19 protein-coding genes are annotated in these 21,057 nt (G+C 59.5%); 4 read left to right on the forward strand and 15 right to left on the reverse strand.

Annotation, left to right across the window (positions count from 1 at the left end; translation table 11 throughout):
* Positions 1-85: 85 nt before the first annotated feature.
* Positions 86-2,044 (reverse strand): acetate--CoA ligase, encoded by a 1,959-nt coding sequence (gene acs / locus MXM41_RS11215; RefSeq protein ID WP_325931996.1) that lies wholly within the window; start codon positions 2,042-2,044, stop codon positions 86-88.
* Positions 2,045-2,464: 420 nt separating this feature from the next.
* Here acs and gltP point away from each other — a divergent pair, with 420 nt between their 5' ends.
* Positions 2,465-3,778, forward strand: a complete 1,314-nt coding sequence (gltP, locus tag MXM41_RS11220) for a glutamate/aspartate:proton symporter GltP (RefSeq protein WP_325931997.1) — start codon at positions 2,465-2,467, stop codon at positions 3,776-3,778.
* 40 nt (positions 3,779-3,818) lie between these two features.
* Here the strand turns inward: gltP and MXM41_RS11225 are convergent, their stop codons facing one another.
* From MXM41_RS11225 to fdhF, 3 genes are all read right to left on the reverse strand, one after another.
* Positions 3,819-4,493 carry a tetratricopeptide repeat protein gene (locus tag MXM41_RS11225; protein WP_325931998.1) on the reverse strand — a complete coding sequence of 225 codons (675 nt, stop codon included), beginning with the start codon at positions 4,491-4,493 and terminating at the stop codon, positions 3,819-3,821.
* A gap of 117 nt (positions 4,494-4,610) precedes the next feature.
* A complete protein-coding gene (locus MXM41_RS11230) occupies positions 4,611-4,763 on the reverse strand; it encodes a Hok/Gef family protein (RefSeq protein ID WP_325931999.1) in 153 nt (50 codons plus the stop codon).
* 322 nt (positions 4,764-5,085) lie between these two features.
* Entirely contained in the window at positions 5,086-7,233 is a 2,148-nt protein-coding gene (fdhF, locus tag MXM41_RS11235) for a formate dehydrogenase subunit alpha (RefSeq protein ID WP_325932000.1), read from the reverse strand.
* A gap of 265 nt (positions 7,234-7,498) precedes the next feature.
* Here fdhF and MXM41_RS11240 point away from each other — a divergent pair, with 265 nt between their 5' ends.
* Positions 7,499-8,233, forward strand: coding sequence for a response regulator transcription factor (locus tag MXM41_RS11240; protein ID WP_325932001.1), 735 nt, complete (start codon positions 7,499-7,501; stop codon positions 8,231-8,233).
* On the opposite strand, the gene MXM41_RS11245 is transcribed toward MXM41_RS11240, so the two are convergent.
* From MXM41_RS11245 to MXM41_RS11270, 6 genes are all read right to left on the reverse strand, one after another.
* The gene (locus tag MXM41_RS11245) at positions 8,188-9,240 is read right to left on the reverse strand and encodes a carbohydrate kinase family protein (RefSeq protein ID WP_325932002.1); all 1,053 of its coding nucleotides are present in this window, start codon (positions 9,238-9,240) and stop codon (positions 8,188-8,190) included. The genes MXM41_RS11240 and MXM41_RS11245 overlap by 46 nt on opposite strands.
* Entirely contained in the window at positions 9,240-10,100 is an 861-nt protein-coding gene (locus MXM41_RS11250) for a ketose 1,6-bisphosphate aldolase (RefSeq protein WP_325932003.1), read from the reverse strand. Before MXM41_RS11250 ends, MXM41_RS11245 begins: the two co-directional genes overlap by 1 nt.
* 10 nt (positions 10,101-10,110) lie before the next feature.
* On the reverse strand, positions 10,111-10,797 hold the full coding sequence (locus MXM41_RS11255) for a D-lyxose/D-mannose family sugar isomerase (protein ID WP_325932004.1): 687 nt from the start codon (positions 10,795-10,797) through the stop codon (positions 10,111-10,113).
* 129 nt (positions 10,798-10,926) lie between these two features.
* Entirely contained in the window at positions 10,927-11,868 is a 942-nt protein-coding gene (locus MXM41_RS11260; RefSeq protein ID WP_325932005.1) for an ABC transporter substrate-binding protein, read from the reverse strand.
* Positions 11,869-11,897: 29 nt separating this feature from the next.
* Entirely contained in the window at positions 11,898-12,893 is a 996-nt protein-coding gene (locus MXM41_RS11265; RefSeq protein ID WP_325932006.1) for an ABC transporter permease subunit, read from the reverse strand.
* Positions 12,890-14,410: a sugar ABC transporter ATP-binding protein gene (locus MXM41_RS11270; protein WP_325932007.1), complete on the reverse strand. Its 1,521-nt coding sequence runs from the start codon at positions 14,408-14,410 to the stop codon at positions 12,890-12,892. Before MXM41_RS11270 ends, MXM41_RS11265 begins: the two co-directional genes overlap by 4 nt.
* Positions 14,411-14,647: 237 nt before the next feature.
* On the opposite strand from MXM41_RS11270, the gene MXM41_RS11275 reads away from it, so the two are divergent.
* Both MXM41_RS11275 and yjdP read left to right on the forward strand, forming a co-directional pair.
* Entirely contained in the window at positions 14,648-16,930 is a 2,283-nt protein-coding gene (locus MXM41_RS11275; protein ID WP_325932008.1) for an ATP-binding protein, read from the forward strand.
* 69 nt (positions 16,931-16,999) lie between these two features.
* Positions 17,000-17,323, forward strand: a complete 324-nt coding sequence (gene yjdP, locus MXM41_RS11280; protein WP_325932009.1) for a DDRRRQL repeat protein YjdP — start codon at positions 17,000-17,002, stop codon at positions 17,321-17,323.
* A 143-nt stretch (positions 17,324-17,466) separates the two neighbouring features.
* Here yjdP and phnP read toward each other — a convergent pair whose 3' ends face one another.
* Genes phnP through phnL form a run of 5 tightly spaced genes read right to left on the reverse strand, consistent with a single transcriptional unit; the run spans position 17,467 to position 21,023 of the window.
* Positions 17,467-18,225, reverse strand: a complete 759-nt coding sequence (gene phnP, locus MXM41_RS11285) for a phosphonate metabolism protein PhnP (protein WP_325932010.1) — start codon at positions 18,223-18,225, stop codon at positions 17,467-17,469.
* A 9-nt stretch (positions 18,226-18,234) separates the two neighbouring features.
* Entirely contained in the window at positions 18,235-18,669 is a 435-nt protein-coding gene (phnO, locus tag MXM41_RS11290) for an aminoalkylphosphonate N-acetyltransferase (protein ID WP_114316128.1), read from the reverse strand.
* Positions 18,656-19,213: a ribose 1,5-bisphosphokinase gene (phnN, locus tag MXM41_RS11295; RefSeq protein WP_325932561.1), complete on the reverse strand. Its 558-nt coding sequence runs from the start codon at positions 19,211-19,213 to the stop codon at positions 18,656-18,658. The genes phnO and phnN overlap by 14 nt, the downstream gene beginning before the upstream one ends.
* Positions 19,210-20,346: an alpha-D-ribose 1-methylphosphonate 5-triphosphate diphosphatase gene (gene phnM, locus MXM41_RS11300; RefSeq protein WP_325932012.1), complete on the reverse strand. Its 1,137-nt coding sequence runs from the start codon at positions 20,344-20,346 to the stop codon at positions 19,210-19,212. The genes phnN and phnM overlap by 4 nt, the downstream gene beginning before the upstream one ends.
* The gene (gene phnL, locus MXM41_RS11305) at positions 20,343-21,023 is read right to left on the reverse strand and encodes a phosphonate C-P lyase system protein PhnL (RefSeq protein WP_325932562.1); all 681 of its coding nucleotides are present in this window, start codon (positions 21,021-21,023) and stop codon (positions 20,343-20,345) included. The genes phnM and phnL overlap by 4 nt, the downstream gene beginning before the upstream one ends.
* Positions 21,024-21,057: the final 34 nt, after the last annotated feature.

Genomic DNA, 21,057 nt, shown 5'->3' on the forward strand with positions numbered 1-21,057 from the left:
CTTGAGGGAGAGGGTTAGGGTGAGGGGGAAGGTGCGGTCTGATGCCCTCACCCCGGCCCTCTCCCACAGGGAGAGGGAGAAAAAATTACGATGGCATTGCGATGGTCTGCTTCTCTTCGAGCAGTTTATCCACCACGCCAGGATCGGCGAGCGTTGAGGTGTCGCCTAAATTGCTGGTATCGCCCGCCGCAATCTTGCGCAGAATACGGCGCATGATTTTGCCGGAGCGGGTTTTCGGCAGCGAGTCGGTCCAGTGCAGCACGTCCGGGGTGGCAAGCGGGCCAATCTCTTTACGCACCCAGTTACGCACTTCGGTATACAGCTCAGGTGACGGCTCTTCGCCGTGGTTCAGCGTGACGTAGGCATAGATCGCCTGGCCTTTGATGTTGTGCGGTATACCCACTACGGCCGCTTCGGCAATCTTCGGATGTGATACCAGCGCGGATTCAATCTCTGCGGTGCCCAGACGGTGCCCGGAGACGTTCAGCACATCGTCCACGCGGCCGGTGATCCAGTAGTAACCATCTTCATCGCGACGCGCGCCGTCGCCGCTGAAGTACATATTTTTGAAGGTGGAGAAGTAGGTCTGCTCGAAGCGATCGTGATCGCCAAACAGGGTGCGCGCCTGGCCAGGCCAAGAGTCGGTAATCACCAGATTGCCCTCGGTGGCCCCTTCCAGCGGCGTGCCTTCGTTATCCACCAGCGCGGGCTGGACGCCAAAGAACGGACGGGTCGCGGAGCCGGCTTTCAGCTGGGTGGCGCCTGGCAGCGGGGTGATCATGAACCCGCCGGTTTCGGTCTGCCACCAGGTGTCGACCACCGGGCACTTCTCGTTACCAATTTTCTTCCAGTACCACTCCCAGGCTTCCGGGTTGATGGGCTCGCCCACGGAACCCAGAATGCGCAGGGAGGAGCGGTCGGTGCCTTCGATCGCCTTGTCGCCTTCTGCCATCAGGGCGCGGATCGCGGTCGGCGCGGTGTAGAGAATGTTGACCTGATGCTTATCCACCACCTGGCTCATGCGCGCCGGGGTCGGCCAGTTTGGCACGCCTTCGAACATCAGCGTGGTGGCGCCGCAGGCCAGAGGGCCGTACAGCAGGTAGCTGTGACCGGTGACCCAGCCCACGTCGGCGGTACACCAGTAGATATCACCCTGATGATAATCAAAGACATACTTGAAGGTGGTCGCGGCATAGACCAGATAGCCGCCGGTGGTGTGCAGCACCCCCTTCGGCTTGCCGGTGGAACCGGAGGTATAAAGGATAAACAGCGGATCTTCCGCGTTCATCGCTTCCGGTTGGTGCTGGTCGCTGGCCTGCTCAATGAGGTCGCTCCACCACAGGTCGCGGCCTTCATGCCATTCAATGGCATTGCCGGTGCGCTTCAGCACAATCACGCTGTTTACGCTGTTCACATTCGGGTTTTTCAGCGCGTCATCGACGTTCTTTTTCAGCGGAACGGCACGGCCAGCACGTACGCCTTCGTCGGCGGTGATCACCAGTTTTGAGCTGGAGTCGATAATGCGCCCGGCCACCGCTTCCGGCGAGAACCCGCCAAAGATAACGGAGTGCACGGCACCGATGCGGGCACAGGCCAGCATCGCCACGGCCGCTTCCGGCACCATCGGCATATAGATAGCCACCACGTCGCCTTTTTTGATGCCCTGAGCCAGCAGCACATTAGCAAAGCGGCAGACATCGCGGTGCAGTTCGCGGTAGGTAATATTTTTGCTCTGCGAGGCGTCGTCGCCTTCCCAGATGATTGCCGTCTGATCCCCACGCTCGGCGAGGTGGCGATCCAGGCAGTTGGCGGCCAGATTCAGCGTGCCGTCTTCATACCATTTAATAGAGACGTTGCCTGGGGCAAAAGAGGTGTTCTTGACCGTCTGATACGGGGTGATCCAGTCAAGGATTTTGCCCTGTTCGCCCCAAAAGGCGTCAGGATTGGTGATGGAGTGCTGATACTTCTCCTGGTACTGCTCCGGGTTAATCAGGCAGCGGTCCGCAATCGTTGCGGGAATGTCGTGTTTATGGACTTGGCTCATGGTTTTTGTTCTCCTTGTAGGATGTTAATAATATGTCGCAAAAACGTTAATTGTAGGGGCTTTGCCAGCTTTGTTTACTATTTGGGCGACAGATCACGCAAATGTTAAAGAGTACAAAATACGAGCAAATGACACTTTTAAAGAAAATAATTGCTCATCAGGATTATTTGCTTTTATAGATAAAAAAGCGTTTTTATAACAAAAGGTTATTTATCATCATCAATATAAATTAGCGTAATAACCTCTTTTGTCAGTCAAATGCCTTGTTCTTAAAGGCTTGCGCAGCATGCCATGCAAATGGTACTGATACCGCGCGTTAAAAAACCCCATAAATGAACGCAACACAATTCATACCCTTTCAGTATGTGTCGTCCCCTCCGTTTTACGAGTACGAACACTTCATTGAGGAAGTTTCTTGTCATGAAAAATTTGAAAGTCAGCCTGGCCTGGCAAATTTTGCTGGCCCTTGTGCTGGGTATCTTGCTGGGTAGTTATCTGCATTATCACAGCGACAGCCGCGAATGGCTGATTGCCAATCTCCTGTCGCCTGCCGGTGATATCTTTATTCATCTGATTAAGATGATTGTGGTGCCAATTGTGATCTCGACGCTGGTGGTGGGGATTGCCGGGGTGGGTGATGCGAAACAGCTGGGCCGAATCGGCGCGAAAACCATTCTCTATTTCGAAGTGATCACTACGGTAGCCATCATTCTCGGTATCACGCTGGCGAATGTGTTCCAGCCTGGCGCGGGCATTGATATGTCGCAGCTGGCGACGGTGGATATTTCGAAATACCAGAGCACAACCGCCGATGTGCAAAGCCACGCTCATGGCCTGATGGGAACAATCCTGTCGCTGGTGCCGACCAATATCGTGGCCTCGATGGCGAAGGGCGAAATGCTGCCGATTATCTTCTTCTCGGTGCTGTTCGGCCTGGGGCTGGCGTCGCTGCCGTCCGCTCACCGCGAGCCGCTGGTGACCGTGTTCCGCTCCATCTCTGAAACCATGTTCAAAGTCACCCATATGGTGATGCGCTATGCGCCGGTGGGTGTGTTTGCCCTGATCTCCGTTACGGTGGCGAACTTCGGTTTTGCCTCTCTGTGGCCGCTGGCGAAGCTGGTGATCCTGGTCCATTTCGCGATTATCTTCTTCGCCCTGGTGGTGCTGGGGCTGGTGGCGCGGATGTGCGGCCTGAGCATCTGGATCCTGATCCGCATCCTGAAAGACGAGCTGATTCTGGCGTACTCCACCGCCAGCTCCGAGAGCGTGCTGCCGCGTATTATCGAGAAGATGGAAGCCTACGGGGCGCCTGCGTCGATCACCAGCTTCGTGGTGCCGACCGGATACTCTTTTAACCTCGACGGTTCAACGCTGTACCAGAGTATCGCCGCCATCTTTATTGCCCAGCTGTACGGTATCGACCTCTCCCTGTGGCAGGAGATCGTGCTGGTGCTGACCCTGATGGTGACCTCGAAAGGGATCGCCGGCGTGCCGGGCGTGTCGTTTGTGGTGCTGCTGGCTACTCTGGGAAGCGTGGGCATTCCGCTGGAAGGGCTGGCGTTTATCGCCGGTGTTGATCGTATCCTCGACATGGCGCGTACCGCGCTGAACGTGGTGGGTAACGCCCTGGCGGTGCTGGTGATTTCCAAGTGGGAACACAAATTCGACCGTAAGAAAGCGCTGGCGTATGAGCGCGAAGTGCTGGGTCGTTTTGATAAGACGGCTGACCAGTAAATCATACATACCCTCTCCCTTTGGGGAGAGGGTAAAAATATTACTCCCCGCTTAAGGCATCAAACTCTTCACATCCGGTATCAAACCCTTCGCTACAGCTCAGATTCAACCAGTACAGCGCCTTCTGTTTATTGGGGGTGATAAATCCGTCCTCGCCCTGCTTAAACACCTGGCCCGCCCAGTATTCCGCATAGCCTGTGCGTGAAAGAGTGGAGCTCTGCTTAAACCACTGCGCGGCCTGCACGTCATCCTGCGCCACCTCCACGCCGTTAGCGTAGATTAGCCCCAGCAGCTGCCGGGCATCCACGGCGGCGTCATCTTCGGTATTCTCAGCGACGTTTTGCAGCAGGCTGAGCGCCTGCGGGTAGTCCGTTTTCCCGGCCCGGGTATTCACCAGCAGCCGTGCCAGCATGACGGCTCCCGGCGAACTGCCGGCCACGGTGGCCTGCTGCGCCAGCCCCTTTGCCTGCGCCAGATCGCCGTGCTTAACCTTGATTTGCGACAGCAGCGCCATGGCATCCACATCACCGCCTTTTGCCGCTTTCTCAGCCCAGATTTCAGCCTGCTTATCATCACCCGAACTGTAGTACGTTTCGGCAAGATAATACTGGGCGCGGCTGTCGCCTGCCTCCGCCTGCTTCAGGTACGGGCCGCCAATCTCTTCGGCGCCTGCCAGGGAAGTAAAAAGGATTAACAACAGATAAAGAGGTTTCATGTTTTATAGTCTTAGGGGTACATAGCGGGCAGTATAAGCGGGCGATGTGAAGAAAAAAATGGGTGCATTACGACCTCCACTCCCCACAAGCCGGGCGGGTCTCCCTGCCCGCTGAAGTTAGCCTGCCGCGCAGGCTAATTTAGCCGCCACTTCGTGTTGCTTCGTCTTTATTGTGAGTTCGCATAACTTACCGCGATTAATAAAGGTGAATATCACGATGGTCAGGCAAATAATAATTATTATGCCTAACGCTGCTATTAATGGCGTCATGCCCTTTACTCCTTGCTAAGAAAAGAAGAAGGGGCTATTCTCAACTTGTTGGGTAGTTGAGGGATAGCCCCGGTTAATGGAAACATTTCCGGGGTTTTTCACTTCCTGTCCCTCAATCATGCTTAAGACAGAAAGCCTTAAGCACCCGCCGATAATCTTATCCCTATGAACCAGAAAGAAAAGATGTAATTCGTTCTGGGCGAAATTACATTTGTCTGGAATCACGCTCGCAAAATAATATTCGCCATATTTCGTTTTTATTATGCAAATAAAAACGGAGTGAATATTTCACTCCGTTTTATTACGCGTTCCTTTAATTACGTCAGCCCATGGCGGTTTCCCGTAAATGGTTTTTTATCTTGTTATATTCATCGATAACATATTGCTCGGCGACAGCCTGAGCCGCTATCGGCTCGACGCGCACGGCACAATATTTATATTCCGGCGTTTTGGTTATCGGACTCAGGTTTTCCGTTACCAGTTCGTTGCAGGCGCCAATCCACCACTGGTAGGTCATATATACCGCCCCGACGTTGGGCCGATCGCTTACCTGCGCCCGGGCGATCACCCGCCCCTTGCGGGAGTTGACCCACACCAGGGTCTCATCCTCAATGCCCAGCCGGTCGGCATCTTTAGTGTTGATTTGCACATAGCCAGGCTCATCGGCCAGCGCCGAAAGCGCCGCACAGTTGCCGGTCATGGAGCGGCAGGAGTAGTGGCCTACCTCGCGCACGGTGGAGAGTACCATCGGATATTCTGGCGAGAGCTTATCCATTGGCGCCATCCAGTCGCAGGTGAAGAACTGCGCCAGCCCGTTCGGGGTATCAAATTTCTCTGCGAACAGGTACGAGGTGCCCTGATCCGCCGGGGACTCGTCCCGGCACGGCCACTGGATGTAGCCCAGCTCGCCCATCTTCTCATAGGTGGCGCCCTTAAAGGCCGGACACAGCTGGCGCAGCTCGTCCCAGATCTGCTGGGTGTTGTCGTAGTGCATCGGATAGCCCATCCGGGTCGCGATCTCGCTGATAATCTGCCAGTCGGTTTTCAGATCCCACTTCGGCTCTACCGCTTTAAAGAAGCGCTGGAAGCCGCGATCGGCCGCCGTATAGACCCCTTCATGTTCGCCCCAGGAAGTGGACGGCAAAATCACGTCCGCCGCCGCCGCGGTTTTGGTCATGAAAATGTCCTGGACAATCACCAGCTCCAGATCGTCAAAGGCTTTACGCACCGCCGAAAGTTCGGCATCGGTCTGGAGCGGATCTTCTCCCATAATGTACGCCGCCCGTACTTCACCGTGGGCCGCGCGGTGCGGCAGCTCGCTGATGCGGTAGCCGGTGTGCGCCGGCAGGCTCTCCACGCCCCAGGCCCTGGCGAATTTTTCACGGTTTTCAGGAACCTTAACGTACTGATAGCCGGGGTAGGTATCCGGCAGCGCCCCCATGTCGCAGGCGCCCTGTACGTTATTCTGCCCACGCACCGGGTTGACCCCGACGTGGGCTTTGCCGAGGTTGCCGGTCAGCATGGCGAGGCTGGTGAGGGCGCGCACGGTCTCCACCCCCTGCCAGAACTGGGTGACGCCCATCCCCCACAGCAGGGTGGCGGTTTTGGCCCCGGCATACAGACGCGCAGCCTGACGGATCGCCTGTGCGCTCACGCCGGTAATGGCTTCCACCGACTCCGGGGTATAGCGTTCAACGATTTTACGATACTCATCGAAGCCTTCCGTGCGGGTGGCGACGAAAGCGCGATCGTAGAGATCCTCCGCAATAATCACCTGCCCGATGGCATTCAGCAGGGCGATGTTCGAGCCGTTGCGCAAGGCGATATGCATATCTGCAATACGCGCGGTTTCGATGCGCCGCGGATCGCAGACGATGATTTTTGCCCCGTTCTGTTTCGCACGCAGGATATGGCTGGCGACAATCGGGTGAGAATCCGCCGGGTTATAGCCGAAAATAAACACCAGATCGGTGTGATCAATCTCGTTGATGGCATTGCTCATGGCGCCATTCCCGACCGACTGGTGCAGACCTGCAACCGAGGGGCCGTGTCAGACGCGTGCGCAGCAGTCGATGTTGTTGGTGCCAATAACGGCACGCGCAAACTTCTGCATCAGGTAGTTGGTTTCATTCCCGGTGCCGCGCGAGGAGCCGGTGGTCTGGATCGCATCCGGACCGTGCTTTTCCTTGATGGCGCTGAGGCGACGGGCGACATAATCCAGCGCCTCATCCCAGGAAACACTCTCCAGTTTGCCGCCGCGTTTTCTGCGGATCATCGGGGTTTTCAGACGTGGGGTGAGGATTTGCGTATCGTTGATAAAATCCCAGCCGAAGTAGCCCTTCAGGCACAGCGTGCCCTGATTGGTTTTGCCGTCGGCAGCCTCTGCCCGGACGATCTTGCCGTTATCGACCACCAGGTTGATCTTGCAACCTGAGGCGCAATAGGGGCAAACCGTGATGACGTTTTTCATCGCTCTTGCTCCAGTTTCATATGATGCTGACAGGTCAGTTGAGTATGCAGCCTGTAAGCCACAATCTTGTTGTGGATTTTACCTGACTTTACGGGTGAATCCTGGGCAAAACCCTGACGAAAAGCAGGCCAGCCGCAAAAATTGCCGCAGCAGAAGCGACGGGGATGTGACGGCGGTTGAAGATTCGTGACGGAAAGGGCGTTTGGGCTGGAGCCTTGCACAGAATGGGCCAGACTGATCGTTATCTTCTCAATGGGATCCCGTGATGAAACCAGCAATTCTGGTGGTCGATGACGACACCGCGGTCTGTGAACTGTTGCAGGACGTTCTCAACGAGCACGTCTTTAACGTCCATGTATGCCACAACGGCCAGGATGCCCTGCGTCTGGCCCGGCAGGTACCGGATATTGCGCTGGTGTTGCTGGATATGATGCTGCCGGATATCAACGGCTTGCAGGTGTTACAGCAGCTGCAAAAGCAGCGCCCTGAACTGCCGGTGATTATGCTTACCGGCCTTGGCAGCGAGTCAGATGTGGTTGTGGGCCTGGAGATGGGGGCGGACGATTATATCGGCAAACCCTTCAACCCCCGGGTGGTGGTAGCCCGCGTTAAGGCGGTGCTGCGCCGCACCGGCGCGCTGGCGGCGGAACCTGCGGTAGTGGCGCGGACAGGCGGGATCAGCTTTAACGGCTGGACGCTGGATACGGCCCGGTGTGAACTGATTGACGCCGCGCGCAGCGTGGTCTCCCTGACCCAGGGCGAATACGGTTTGCTGCTGGCGCTGACGCAAAATGCCCGGCGGGTGCTGAGCCGCGAACAGTTGCTGGAGCTGACCCACAGCGAAAGCGCGGAGGTGTTTGACCGCACCATTGACGTGCTGATCATGCGTCTGCGGCGCAAAATCGAAATTAACCCCCATCAGCCGCTGCTGATTAAAACCATTCGCGGGCTGGGTTACGTCTTTGCCGCCGACGTGCAGCACGGCGACAGGGCCGCCTGAGGCAGGGGATTCTCCTGAATAAACAGCTGTAACTCCGACAGGGTTTTTGCCCCGTCGATGGCATTGGCGGCCAGCAGGCTGGCCCGCGCGCAGGCGTGGGCCATCTGAATACTCTCCGTCAGCGACAGCGATTCGTGACAGCCATACAAAAAGCCGGCGCAGAAGGCATCACCCGCCCCGACGCTGCCGACAATCTCCTCCCGCGTAAGCCGCCACGAGGGGATCCAGCCCCCCTCCCGATCGGGCTCCTGGCCCCATGCCCCCTCCGGACAGTGGATCACCACACGTTTGTTAACCCCTGCCGCCAGCAGCTGCGCCGCGGCGCTGGCGATATGGGCGATGACCGGCGCATCCTGCTCATCGCGCATCGGCAGGCCGCTAAATTCACCCGCCTCCAGCTCGTTGATCACCAGATAGTCGAGATGGCGCAGGGCAGGGAGCACCAGCGGCTGATAGCGCGGATCGCCCTTACGCGACACCAGATCGAGGGAGGTTTTAAACCCCCGCTCGCGCATCTGCGCCAGCAGCCGCGCGCTGCGGGTGCCGTACTCTTCGTCCGGCATATCCAGGCTGTCGAGCAGCAGTAAATAGCCCAGATGGAAGATCTTCATACTGGGATCGAGCCGGTCAAAGGCGGGCAGATCCAGCAGCCGGTTCGCCCCCGGCGAGTGGAAAAAGGTGCGCTGGCCGCTGGGATCGGTCATCACCTGCGACATGGAGGTGGGGGCAAAGGTGGTGCGCTGCACCCGCTGGCGGTTGACGTGATACTGGTCGAGCATGGCGAGAATGTAATCCCCGTCGTGGTCATCCCCCACCAGCCCGACCGCCTGCAGCGGGATCCCGGCATGCATCTTCGCCAGGGTTAACAGCACGTTGAGCGGCGCGCCGCCGGTGGCGCGCTCGCTGTGGGTGATCTCCGCCAGCCAGCCGCGCTCCGGCCACTGCACAATCTGGTGGACATGATCCACCAGCATATTGCCCGCCGCGATAATGCCCCGGCGTTCCATTACGCTTGCCCCGCGCTGCCGAAGGTACGCATCTGCGCGGCGACGGTGTCGGTAATCGCCTCTTCGATGCCCAGCAGCAGCTCAGCAAACTCATCATACAGCGGCTGGCGGTTGGCCATTCGCTGCTCCACCGCCCCCAGCGCGGCCTGGGACATGCCGGTATAAAAGTTAATTTTGTGGATCCCAAGCTCAATGGCGCGGCGAAAATCGGCATCGCTGATTCCGGACCCGCCGTGCAGCACCAGCGGCAGGCCGGTTTGCTGGCGGATGGCGTCAAGGCGCGCAAAATCGAGCTTTGGCTCGCCCTTGTACTTGCCGTGGGCATTGCCGATGGCCACCGCCAGCGCATCAATGCCGGTCTGGTCGACAAACTCCCGCGCAAGGGCAGGGTCGGTGAAAAAGGCTTCGTCGGCGTGGCCGTACAGGGCACCGCCTTCATCTCCTCCCACCGCCCCCAGCTCCGCTTCCACCGACACGCCAACCGCGTGGCACATCTTCACCACCTCCCGCGTCTGGCGAATGTTCTCGTCGTAGCTGAGCGTTGAGCCATCGAACATCACCGAGCTGAACCCTAAGCGCAGCGCCCGCACCACCGCCTCAAAATGCAGACCGTGATCGAGATTCACCACCACCGGGATGTCATGCCGGGCGGCTTCGAACTTCACCGCCTCCATCAGGGAGTCGAGGGAGACATACTTAAAATGCACTTCGGCAATGTTGATGATAAACGGCGAACTTTCCTGGCGGGCCGCAGCAAAAAGCGCGCGCAGGAAGTGAGAGTCGAGGACGTTAAACGCCCCCAGCGCGTAACGATGTTCCCGGGCATGCGCCAGCCCGTCGGCGAGAGAGATAAGCGGCATAAAGCACTCCTTACAGGCGAAACAGGCTGTACTCGTTGCACAACACCAGCATGGCCGGTTCGTCTTCAACAATGTTGTTATAGCGGGCGGTGGGTTGCAGGAAGTGGTTGTCGGTGTCGTCATCATTCACCGAAGAGACCTCCCCGACCAGCACGTCACCAAAGCCCGCCTCACCCCAGAAGCTGTGATACAAACCGGGCGGCAGACAGATGCTCTCTCCCGGCGTAAGACGGATATGGCTGCCTGCCACATGGGTCTGCTGGCAGCCGTCAATGGAGACGGTGATATCGCCGTCCTCTTTCTGCTCATTCTCATCGGCGTTCCACAGCTCCAGAATCAGGTTGCCGCCGCCGCGGTTGATGATGTCCTCGCGTTTGCGCCAGTGGAAGTGCAGGGGCGTGACCTGTCCGTCGCGCACGTGCATGATCTTTTCTGCATAGCATCTGGCCCACGGCTTGCCGCCGGGAGAGCCATTGCGCAGGGTAAAAAGGGTCAGGCCTTGCGCCGCAAAGTTATCGCCGCCGAAGGCGGTCACGTCCCAGCCGAGGCGGAGATCGAACACTTCGCGCCAGGCGTCAGCGTTGAGCTGCTGCCAGCGGGCAGGGGGAAAGCTGGCAAAAGGGGGCAGATGCACATCGTGCATGGAGAAAAACTGCCGCGTGTGGCCGAGGATTTCGTTGATGTCGGAGCGTTTCATGAGGACTCCTTAAGTGATGTGCACATATTACCCCTCACCCCGGCCCTCTCCCCAAAGGGGAGAGGGTGTAATCGTCCCCTCTCCCCTTTGGACAGAGGGTTAGGGTGAGAGGCACAGGCCACACAATGCTTACTTAACCGTCCAGCCCTTATAATTGCCGACGTTGCTCTTATCGATCATCGTCACCGGGATCAGGACAGGCTCTGTTGGCGCAGGTTTGCCCTGCAGAATGTCATAGCCGATCTCCACCGCTTTTGCCGCCATCACCTGCGGATCCTGGGCCGGGGTCGCGATAAACAGCGAGTTTTCACGCTTCAGGGCCTCTTCGGCATCCGGGGAGCCATCCACACCAACGATAAAGAACTCGCTACGCTGCGCCTGTTTTGCCGCCAGATCGGCGCCGATCGCCGTGGGATCGTTGATCGCAAACACGCCGTCGATCTTCGGATTGGCCGCCAGCAGCGAGGTCATCACCTCCAGCCCGCCTTCACGGCTGCCTTTGGCGTTCTGGTTATCCGAGAGCACTTTGATATCCGGATGTTTTTTGAATTCGGTCTTACAGCCTTCCACGCGGTTCTGCACCGCAGAGACCGGTGGTCCGTTGATGATCACCACGTTGCCTTTGCCTTTCAGACGATCGGTGATCAACTTACAGGCAATTTCACCCGCCTGGGTGTTGTTGGAGGTGATGGTGGCATCGGCGCCTTCTGCCGCCACGTCAACCGCCACCACCACGATACCCGCGTCTTTCGCACGCTTCACCGCCGGGCCGATCCCTTTTGAATCCGCGGCGTTGAGAATGATCATATCGACTTTCGCCGCGATAAAATTATCAATCTGAGAAACCTGCTGGCCGAGATCGTAGCCGCTGGAGACCAGCGTCACTTTCACGTTATCACCCGCCAGCTTGCGCGCCTCCAGCTCCGCCCCTTTGGTGATCTGCACAAAGAACGGGTTCGCCAGATCGCCCACCGTCACCCCGATGGACTTCAGCTCTTTTGCCTGGACAAACGGGCTTGCTGCAAGCAGTGCGCCAGCACAGAGCGCGGTAACTAAGGGCTTCAATTTCATGCTCTATTCCTCGAAGTAAGATGTTGTTGTTATGCACTTTGATGGTGTCGGGTACGGTATTTGTCGATCAGCACCGCAATGATGATCACCGCCCCTTTGATCACCAGTTGCCAGAAGTAGGAGACCCCCATCAGCGTCATGCCGTTGTTAAGGGTGGCGATAATCAGCGCCCCCACCAGCGTACCGGTGATAGTGCCGATGCCGCCGACAAAGCTGGTGCCGCCGAGGATCACCGCGGCGATGGCGTCCAGCTCATAGCCGGTACCTAAATTGCCGTTGGCGCTGTAGAGGCGCGAGGCGCTCATCACCCCGCCGAGACCCGAAAGCAGGCCGCTCATGCCGTAGACAAACAGCAGCACCATCCAGACCTTGATACCGGTTAAGCGCGCCGCCTGCATGTTGCCGCCCACCGCGTAAATATGTACCCCGAGGGTGGTGCGGCGCAGGATAAACCAGCAGATAGCGATCACCGCCAGGGCGATCACCACCAGCCACGGCACCGGCCCGAGGTAGTTATTCCCGATCCACTCGAAGCTAATGCTGGAGTTGATCACCGTCGTGCCGTCGGCCAGCAGATAGGCCGCCCCGCGCAGCGCCGTATAGGTGCCCAGCGTGACGATAAAGGGGGGCAGTCCGGCAAAGGCCACCAGCGCCCCGTTGAACAACCCGAGCACCATACCGAGCATCAGCGCCGCCGGCACCGAGAGCATCGACAGCTCCGGCATCAGCGACACCACCATCGCCGCCACCGCCGTGGTGCCCAGAATCGAGCCCACCGAAAGGTCGATGCCGCCGGTTAAAATGATGAAGGTCATCCCTGCCGCCAGTACGATGTTGATCGACGCCTGACGGGTAATGTTCAGCAGATTGCTTTCGGTAAAGAAGTTGGGCGCGATAAAGCCAAAGACCGCGACAATCAGGATCAATATCGGCAGGATACCGATGGTTTGCATCAGATCGCCCATCAGCATTTTTTTTGCGGAGGCCGCTTTGGCCACCTGTTGCGGAGTATTTTGTTGGCTCATGATTTTACCGCCTGGTGATGAGAGTCGTTCACGCCGGTTGCCAGCGTCATAATGTTTTCCTGAGAGATATCGCGTCGGTGCAGCTCCCCGGCGATGCTCCCTTCGCGCATTACATAGACGCGATCGCTCATGCCGACCACTTCCGGCAGTTCGCTGGAGATCATCAGGATCGCCACCCCTTTGCGCGCCATCTGGTTCATGATCCGGTAGATCTCGCTTTTGGCGCCGACGTCCACGCCGCGGGTCGGTTCATCAAGGATCAGAATACGCGGGCCAATGGCCACCCAGCGGGAGATCAGCAGCTTTTGCTGGTTGCCGCCGGAGAGCCCGCCCGCCCGCACCTGGGAGTGCGGCACGCGGATATTGAGCAGGGCGATGGCGTCATCGGAGATCGACTGCGCTTTTTTGCGGTTAAGCCAGCCGAAGGTGGCGTCCCGCTCCAGCGTCGCCATGGTGATGTTCTCCTGTGCCGCCAGCTCGAGAAACAGCCCCTGTTCCTTGCGGTTCTCGGTTAAAAAGCCGATGCCGTGATCGATGGCGGCGCGCGGGGAGTGGATCACCACCGGCTCGCCATCCACCTCAATCATGCCGCCGGTGGCCTTGCGCACGCCGAAAATCAACTGGGCCAGCTCCGAACGCCCGGCACCCACCAGCCCCGCCAGACCGACGATTTCGCCGGAACGCACCAGCAGGCTACAGGGCTGCACTTTGCCGCCGTCGGTCAGGTGGTGGACGTTAAGGCGCGGGCTGCCGAGAGGGATATCGCGCTCTTTGTTGAACAGATCGCTTAAGGGCCGTCCCACCATCATGCGCACCAGCTCAGCGGCGTTGAGCCTGTCGCTGGTCAGACTGCCGACGTACTGGCCGTCACGCAGCACGCTGACGCGGTCCGACAGCTCATACACCTCCGCCATGCGGTGGCTGATGTAGATAATTGCCATCCCTTCGTCGCGCAGACGCAAAATCAGTTCAAACAGGCGATGGGTTTCGCGGGAGGAGAGGGCGGCGGTGGGTTCATCCATCACCAGAATGCGGCTGTTGCGGTGCAGGGCGCGGGCAATTTCCACCTGCTGCTGTTCGGCGATGGTCAGCTTCATCACCAGGTCGGTGGCCTTAAAGTTGGCGCCGAGCCGGTCGATCACCGCCTGAGCCTGGGCCGCCATCTCTTTGCGCTGCACCAGACCGCCGCGGGACAGTTCGCTGCCGAGGAAGATATTTTCGGCCACGGTGAGATTTGGCGCCAGCTGCATCTCCTGGTAAATCAGGGTGATACCCGCGGCCAGCGCGTCTTTCGGGCCTTTGATATGAAACGGCTTGCCGTCGATCAGGATCTCACCGCTGGTGGCGGTGTAGGCCCCGGCGAGGATTTTCATCAGCGTGCTTTTTCCGGCGCCGTTTTCGCCCATCAGCGCGTGGATCTCCCCGGGAAAAACCGTCAGATCCACACCCTTCAGCGCGTGAAAGCTGCCAAAGGTTTTGGCAATGTTGCGCATCTCTAAAACCGGGGTTCTGCTCATGGCGGATCTCCTGTGACGTTCGATATCCGCACTTCATCACAGCCCGGTAAATGCAAAATGTCAGAAGTCGTTCATATTTGTCATAGTTATGAATAGTTAATGTGGATCACAGTTAACGATAGTTATTACCCCTCACCCCGGCCCTCTCCCCAAAGGGGAGAGGGTGTAATTGTTCCCTCTCCCCTTTGGGGAGAGGGTTAGGGTGAGGGGATACACACAGCACCGGAGCCAACATCAATGCCCTCACGCCGTCCCCCTTTTTTCGCCAGCGCCCGTGGCCGCCTGCTGATCTTTAATCTGCTGGTGGTGGCGGTGACGTTAATGGTCAGCGGCGTGGCGGTGCTGGGCTTTCGCCATGCCAGCCAGATCCAGGAGCAGGTGCAGCAGCAGACGCTGGATGACATGACCGGCAGCATGAACCTGGCGCGGGAAACCGCCAACGTGGCGACGGCGGCGGTGCGGCTGTCGCAGGTGGTGGGGGCGCTGGAATATAAAGATGAAGCCAACCGGCTGAAGCAGACCCAGACGGCGCTGGGCCATGCGCTGGCGCAGCTTGCCGATGCCCCACTGGCACAACAGGAGCCCGCGCTGGTGGCGCGGATCATCCGGCGCAGCAATGAGCTACAGCGAAGCGTAACCGGGATGCTGGAGCGCGGGCAGCGACGCCATCTGGAGCGTAACGCCCTGCTCAGCGCCCTCTACCAGAACCAGAGCTACCTGCGCCATTTGCAGGACATCAACCGCCGCTACGCCAGCAACGTGCCTGACGCCCGCCTGCTCAGCGAGATGGATCGTCTCATCGTGGCCGCCATTGAGACGCCCTCGCCGCGCGCCACCCTTCAGCAGCTGGAGACGGTGACGGCAATGCTGCCCCAACGCGCCGCCCAGCCGGTGGTGAGCTTTGTACTGCCTGACTTAAACGCAGGGCTGAATACACTCGGCCCGCTCTCCGGGCAGCTGGAAGAGAGCGATCTCTCCATCAGCTGGTATATGTTCCATATCAAGGCGCTGGTGGCGATCTTAAACAGCGATATTAATCAGTACGTGGAGCAGGTGGCACAGGCCTCGCAGCTGCGCACCGCCGAAAGCCATCAGGAGCTGCGCTCCATCAGCGTCTTTATCACCGTTTTCGCCGTGCTGGCGCTGATCATTACCGCCTTTGCCTGCTGGTATATCTACCGCAACCTGGGCACCAACCTGACCGCCATCTCCCGGGCGATGTCGCGGCTGGCCCACGGCGAGCAGGATGTCTCGGTGCCCGCGTTGCAGCGCCGGGATGAACTGGGTGAGCTGGCGCGGGCGTTCAACGTCTTTGCCCGCAATACCGCGTCGCTGGAGCACACCACCCGGTTATTAAAAGAGAGGACCTCGCAGATGGAGGTGGCCCGCATTGAACGCCAGGGCCTGGAAGAGGCGCTGCTGCACAGCCAGAAGATGAAGGCGGTGGGACAGCTGACGGGCGGGCTGGCGCATGATTTTAATAATCTGCTGGCGGTGATCATCGGCAGCCTGGAGCTGGCCGATCCCCATTCGCCGGATGCGGCGCGCATCAGCCGCGCGCTGAAGGCCGCCGAGCGCGGGGCGCTGTTGACCCAGCGCCTGCTGGCCTTCTCCCGTAAGCAGTCCCTGAATCCGCACGCGGTGGAGATGAAGCCGCTTTTGGAAAACCTGGCCGAACTGATGCGCCACTCCCTGCCCGCCACCGTTACCCTGGAGATCGAAGCGCAAACCCCGGCGTGGCCGGCGTGGATTGACGTCAGCCAGCTGGAAAACGCCATCATCAATCTGGTGATGAACGCCCGCGATGCGATGGAAGGGCACGCAGGTGCTATCAAAATTCGCACCTGGAACCAGCGTGTCACCCGCAGCGACGGCCGCAGGCAGGATATGGTGGCGCTGGAGGTGATCGACCACGGATGCGGCATGTCGCAGGCGATCAAATCCCAGGTGTTTGAACCCTTCTTCACCACCAAGCAGACCGGCAGCGGCAGCGGGCTGGGGCTGTCGATGGTGTATGGCTTTGTGCGTCAGTCCGGCGGACGGGTAGAGATTGAAAGCGCGCCCGGGCAGGGCACCACCGTGCGGCTGCATCTGCCGCGCGCTACGCAGCAGGCGCTTCCCCAGCCGGAGACGCCGACGGCAGCCGCAGCGGCACAAAGCGACCGGCTGGTGCTGGTGCTGGACGATCAAAGTGATGTCCGCCAGACGCTCTGCGAACAGCTGCACCAGCTGGGCTATCTGACGCTGGAGGCGGAAACCGGCGAGCAGGCACTACAGATGCTCGGCGCCTCGGCGGATATCGAAATCTTTATCAGTGACTTAATGCTCCCCGGTACCCTGAGTGGCGCGGAGGTGATCCAGCAGGTTCGCCAGCAGTTCCCGCATCTGCCGGTGTTATTGATGAGCGGCCAGGATCTGCGCCCGGCACACAACCCACAGCTACCCGACGTGGAGCTGCTGCGCAAGCCCTTTACCCGTGGGCAGCTGGCGCAGGCGCTAAGGAAAGTGGCCCATATTTGAGATTCCTCCGCTACTCGCCCCACCCGCCGTTCATTACCGTAAAGCCAGCTCACCTGCGAGACTGGCTTTATGAAACAATACTCTACCGCCCTGCTATTGGGCCTGCTCTCTTTAACCAGCCATCTGGCCCACGCCGATCTGGTTGACGACACCATCGGCAACATTCAGCAGGCCATTAACGACGCCTACAACCCTAACAGCGACCGCAATAACGATGACGATGACCGTTACGATCGGCGTCGTCAAAGCGACAGCCGGCAGTATGAAGACCGTCGCAGACAGCTTGAGGACCGCCGCCAGCGTTTAGATGAGCGCCAGCGACAGCTGGATGAAGACCGGCGCCGTTTAGAAGATGACGAGCGCAGGCTGGAAGAGGATTACGATCGGCGGTAACAAGGAGCGTGAGGTGACCGGAACCACCGCCTGAGCCACATGTTCCCCTCACCCTAACCCTCTCCTCAGAGGGGAGAGGGGATCGTTCATGCGTATATTTTTTTGTGGGGATCCCTCAGCCCACAGGGAGAGGGAGAAAGTCGCTAATCCAGCACCAGCACCATCCCGTCATACCCCGCCTCGAACCCTTCCGGTAGCGGGTTGTCCATCATCCACACGTCAAACTCATGGCTGATATGGGTCAGGATCACCTGCGGGCAGCCAATGATCTGATTCAGGGCGATAACCGTGTTCAGATCGCAATGGTTGCCCGGCGTCTCTGCCCGCGGTTCATGGCTACAGTCAATCACGATGGCCTGCGGCTGGTTGTTGAGTAAAAACTTCACCGTTTTGTCCGGCAGCCCGGCGGTATCGGACAGCCAGGCCACGCGGCTATGGGCGCTCTCCAGCAGATAGCCAAAGGTCAGCTTCGAATGGTTGAGCGGCAGCGGCGTCACCCGCAGGCCCTGCAGTTCAAACACCACAAAGGGCTCCAGGGTATGGCTAAAATCGAGAATACCGGGATGCTTAAACAGATCGTCGCACCCGGCCTCATCCGGCGGGCCGTATACCGGAATGGTCGCCCCCACGCCCCAGCGCAGTGGGAACAGCCCCTGGACGTGATCCATATGGTAGTGGGTGAGCAAAAACTGCTGAAAACTGCCCGCAGGCCAGTCGTCCATCAGGTGCGGGATCCCGGCATCCAGCAGCGTCACCGCATCATTGAATTTGACCACCGCGCTACAGGGGCGACGGCGATACGCGTCCTGCAAACGCGCCCGGCGGCAGGCGGGGCAGTCGCAGCCAAAGGCGGGCACCAGCTGGGCGCCACCGGTTCCCGTTAACGTAATCGTCAGACTCATGGCGCCTCCTTACAGAGGTTTAGTGAAGCGGAAATGGCTCTGGGTATACCCTTCACGAAGATAAAAGCGGTGGGCATCAAGGCGCTTCACGCTGGTGGAGAGCTCGGTCATCTCCGCCCCGGCATGGCGGGCCTCTTCTTCCGCCCAGGCCAGCAGTTGGCTGCCGACCTTCAGGCCGCGCGCCTGCGGCATCACCACCAGCTCCTGGATCTCGCCGATCCAGTTGGCGTGATGCAGGTGAAACTGCATGTGCAGGCCGATCATCCCGATAATGTGTCCATCCTGCTCGGCCAGCTGGTAACGCATATTGTGATCCTGCAGATTGGCCGCGAACCCGGCATGAAACGCCGACCGGTCAAGCTCCGCCTGTTTTAACTCACAGATCAGGCCATAGACGGCATCGACGTCCTCTGCGGTGGCAGGGCGCAACTCACACTCGGGCATGGTTTTTCTCCTTCTGGTGAATGAGTGACAGCAGGTTATCGACAGACTGGTGCAAACTCCCGTCGTTGTTAAGGATCGGACAACCGGACGGTGTGTAACGGGCGGCGCGCGCCAGCCGCTGCTCGATCTCGCTGGCGTTCTCTCGTCCACGGGCCTGCAGCCGCTGGCGCAAAATATCAGGCGAGACCTGCAAACAGACGGGCAATAACGCCTGGGCATAGCGCGCCTGCGCCTGGGGCAGATGGGCGCGTGAGCCGTTCACTACCACGTCAAACCCGGCGTGCAGCCACAGGTCGATCTCCAGACCCACCCCATAATAATAGCCGTTGGCGTGCCAGCTCAGGGCGAACAGTTGCTGCCCGGCACGGGTAAAAAACTCAGGCTCGCTAAGCGCAATATGGTTTTCGCTCCCGGCGCTGGCGGGGCGGGTAATGTAGCGGTGCGCCACCAGCAGCTGCGGCTGTGACTGCTGGCGCAACGCCGCCAGCAGGCTGTCCTTTCCGGAGCCCGAAGGCCCCATTAACCAGATCACTCTTCCCATCAGAACACCCGTTTTCCCTGACGCCAGACGTGGTCGATATGAATGTGCTCGTCTTTACGGTGCGCCAGCACCAGGTCGGCCCGCTTGCCTTCGCCAATCACCCCGCGGTCGTGCAGGTTCAGCGCCTGCGCCGGGTTTCGGGTCACCAGGCGGATGGCCTGCGGCAGGGTAAAGCTGTTGCCTTCGTCGTCCGCCACCCGGAACGCCGCATCCAGCAGGCTGGCGGGGTAGTAATCGGAGGAGAGAATATCCAGCAGGCCGAGGGAGGCCAGTTTACTGGCCGCCACGTTGCCGGAGTGCGATCCGCCGCGCACGATGTTGGGCGCCCCCATCAGCACGCTCATGCCGTGCTGGCGGGATGCCTCTGCGGCTTCGAAGGTAGTGGGAAATTCGGCGATTACGCTGCCAAGCTGATGGGATTCGACCACATGTCCGGCGGTAGCATCGTCGTGGCTGGCCAGCGCAATATTGCGCGCCCGGCACTGCGCGGCAATCGCCTGACGATTGGGCTGCGACCAGCGGGCGGCAAGCGCCAGCTGCTCCTCTTCGTAGCGCGCCATCTGCTCATCATTAAGGGAGTACTTACCCTGGTAGTATTCGCGATACTTTTCAATATTGGCGAACTGGCGCTGGCCCGGGGAGTGATCCATCAGCGACACCAGGCTCACCGGCTCGCGGCCCACCAGCTTCTCGAACAGCGGCAGGGTGGTGTGATGCGGCAGCTCGCAGCGCAGGTGCAGACGGTGCTCGGCGCGGTTGAGGCCGCGCTTCTGCGTCTCTTCCACGGCGTTGATCATCTTCTCCAGGTTCTCCAGACGGTCGCCGCCGTCGCGCACGTCGCCAATCGCCACCGCGTCCAGCACCGTGGTGATGCCGCTGGCCACCATCATCCCGTCGTGGCTGCGCATTGCCGAATGGGCGGGCCAGTCAACTTTGGGGCGCGGGGTGAAGAACTTGTCCATGTTGTCGGTGTGCAGCTCAATCAGCCCCGGCAGCAGCCAGCCGCCTTCGCCGTCCATCGCCTCTGGCAGGTGGCTGCGGGTTTCGGCAAAGGCGCGGATAATGCCGTCCTGAATGTCGATGGAGCCGTCAACGACCTCGTTTTCCAGCACCAGTTTTACGTTGTTCACGATCATGCGGTGATCCCCATCGGGTGCAGACGATCCGCCACGCGATCCCGCACCGCGTCGTCGTGGAAGATCCCGACGATCGCCGCGCCGCGCGCTTTGGCCTCTTCGATCAGTTCAATAACCGCCGCGCTGTTTTTGGCATCCAGCGAGGCGGTCGGTTCGTCGAGCAGTAAAATCGGGTAATCAACGATAAAGCCCCGGGCGATATTCACCCGCTGCTGTTCCCCGCCGGAGAAGGTAGAGGGGGCAAGATGCCACAGGCGCTCCGGCACGTTGAGGCGCGTCAGCAGGCTGGCGGCTTTGGCGGCGCAGGTGTCGCGCGGCACGCCCAGATCCAGCAGCGGCTGCATCACCACCTCCAGCGCCGGGACGCGCGGAATGACCCGTAAAAACTGGCTGACCCAGCCGATAGTGGTGCGACGCACGTCCCGCACTTTGCGCGCGGGTGCCTGCACCAGATCGACCCATTCGTCGCCGTGACGCACATGGATGTGACCTTCATCCGGCAGATAGTTGGCGTACAGGGAGCGCAGCAGGGTCGATTTGCCGCTGCCGGAGTGGCCGTGCAGCACCACGCATTCGCCATTTTTCACCTCAAGGGAGGCGTTTTTCAGCACCGGCAGACGCACGCCGTTTTGCTGGTGGAGCACAAAGGTTTTGCTGACATTTTCAACGCGGATCATGTTGGCCTCGTGGTTCGGGATGCCGGGTGGCGCT

Source organism: Leclercia adecarboxylata, assembly GCF_035787115.1.
In the GTDB taxonomy this organism is placed as follows: domain Bacteria; phylum Pseudomonadota; class Gammaproteobacteria; order Enterobacterales; family Enterobacteriaceae; genus Enterobacter; species Enterobacter adecarboxylatus_E.

Bases quoted from the DNA above. Each gene is read 5' to 3' on its own strand.
- acs (WP_325931996.1), bottom strand. From the start codon at position 2,044: ATGAGCCAAGTCCATAAACACGACATTCCCGCAACGATTGCGGACCGC.
- gltP (WP_325931997.1), top strand. From the start codon at position 2,465: ATGAAAAATTTGAAAGTCAGCCTGGCCTGGCAAATTTTGCTGGCCCTT.
- MXM41_RS11225 (WP_325931998.1), bottom strand. From the start codon at position 4,493: ATGAAACCTCTTTATCTGTTGTTAATCCTTTTTACTTCCCTGGCAGGC.
- MXM41_RS11230 (WP_325931999.1), bottom strand. From the start codon at position 4,763: ATGACGCCATTAATAGCAGCGTTAGGCATAATAATTATTATTTGCCTG.
- MXM41_RS11240 (WP_325932001.1), top strand. From the start codon at position 7,499: ATGAAACCAGCAATTCTGGTGGTCGATGACGACACCGCGGTCTGTGAA.
- MXM41_RS11245 (WP_325932002.1), bottom strand. From the start codon at position 9,240: ATGGAACGCCGGGGCATTATCGCGGCGGGCAATATGCTGGTGGATCAT.
- MXM41_RS11250 (WP_325932003.1), bottom strand. From the start codon at position 10,100: ATGCCGCTTATCTCTCTCGCCGACGGGCTGGCGCATGCCCGGGAACAT.
- MXM41_RS11255 (WP_325932004.1), bottom strand. From the start codon at position 10,797: ATGAAACGCTCCGACATCAACGAAATCCTCGGCCACACGCGGCAGTTT.
- MXM41_RS11260 (WP_325932005.1), bottom strand. From the start codon at position 11,868: ATGAAATTGAAGCCCTTAGTTACCGCGCTCTGTGCTGGCGCACTGCTT.
- MXM41_RS11265 (WP_325932006.1), bottom strand. From the start codon at position 12,893: ATGAGCCAACAAAATACTCCGCAACAGGTGGCCAAAGCGGCCTCCGCA.
- MXM41_RS11270 (WP_325932007.1), bottom strand. From the start codon at position 14,410: ATGAGCAGAACCCCGGTTTTAGAGATGCGCAACATTGCCAAAACCTTT.
- MXM41_RS11275 (WP_325932008.1), top strand. From the start codon at position 14,648: ATGCCCTCACGCCGTCCCCCTTTTTTCGCCAGCGCCCGTGGCCGCCTG.
- yjdP (WP_325932009.1), top strand. From the start codon at position 17,000: ATGAAACAATACTCTACCGCCCTGCTATTGGGCCTGCTCTCTTTAACC.
- phnP (WP_325932010.1), bottom strand. From the start codon at position 18,225: ATGAGTCTGACGATTACGTTAACGGGAACCGGTGGCGCCCAGCTGGTG.
- phnO (WP_114316128.1), bottom strand. From the start codon at position 18,669: ATGCCCGAGTGTGAGTTGCGCCCTGCCACCGCAGAGGACGTCGATGCC.
- phnM (WP_325932012.1), bottom strand. From the start codon at position 20,346: ATGATCGTGAACAACGTAAAACTGGTGCTGGAAAACGAGGTCGTTGAC.
- phnL (WP_325932562.1), bottom strand. From the start codon at position 21,023: ATGATCCGCGTTGAAAATGTCAGCAAAACCTTTGTGCTCCACCAGCAA.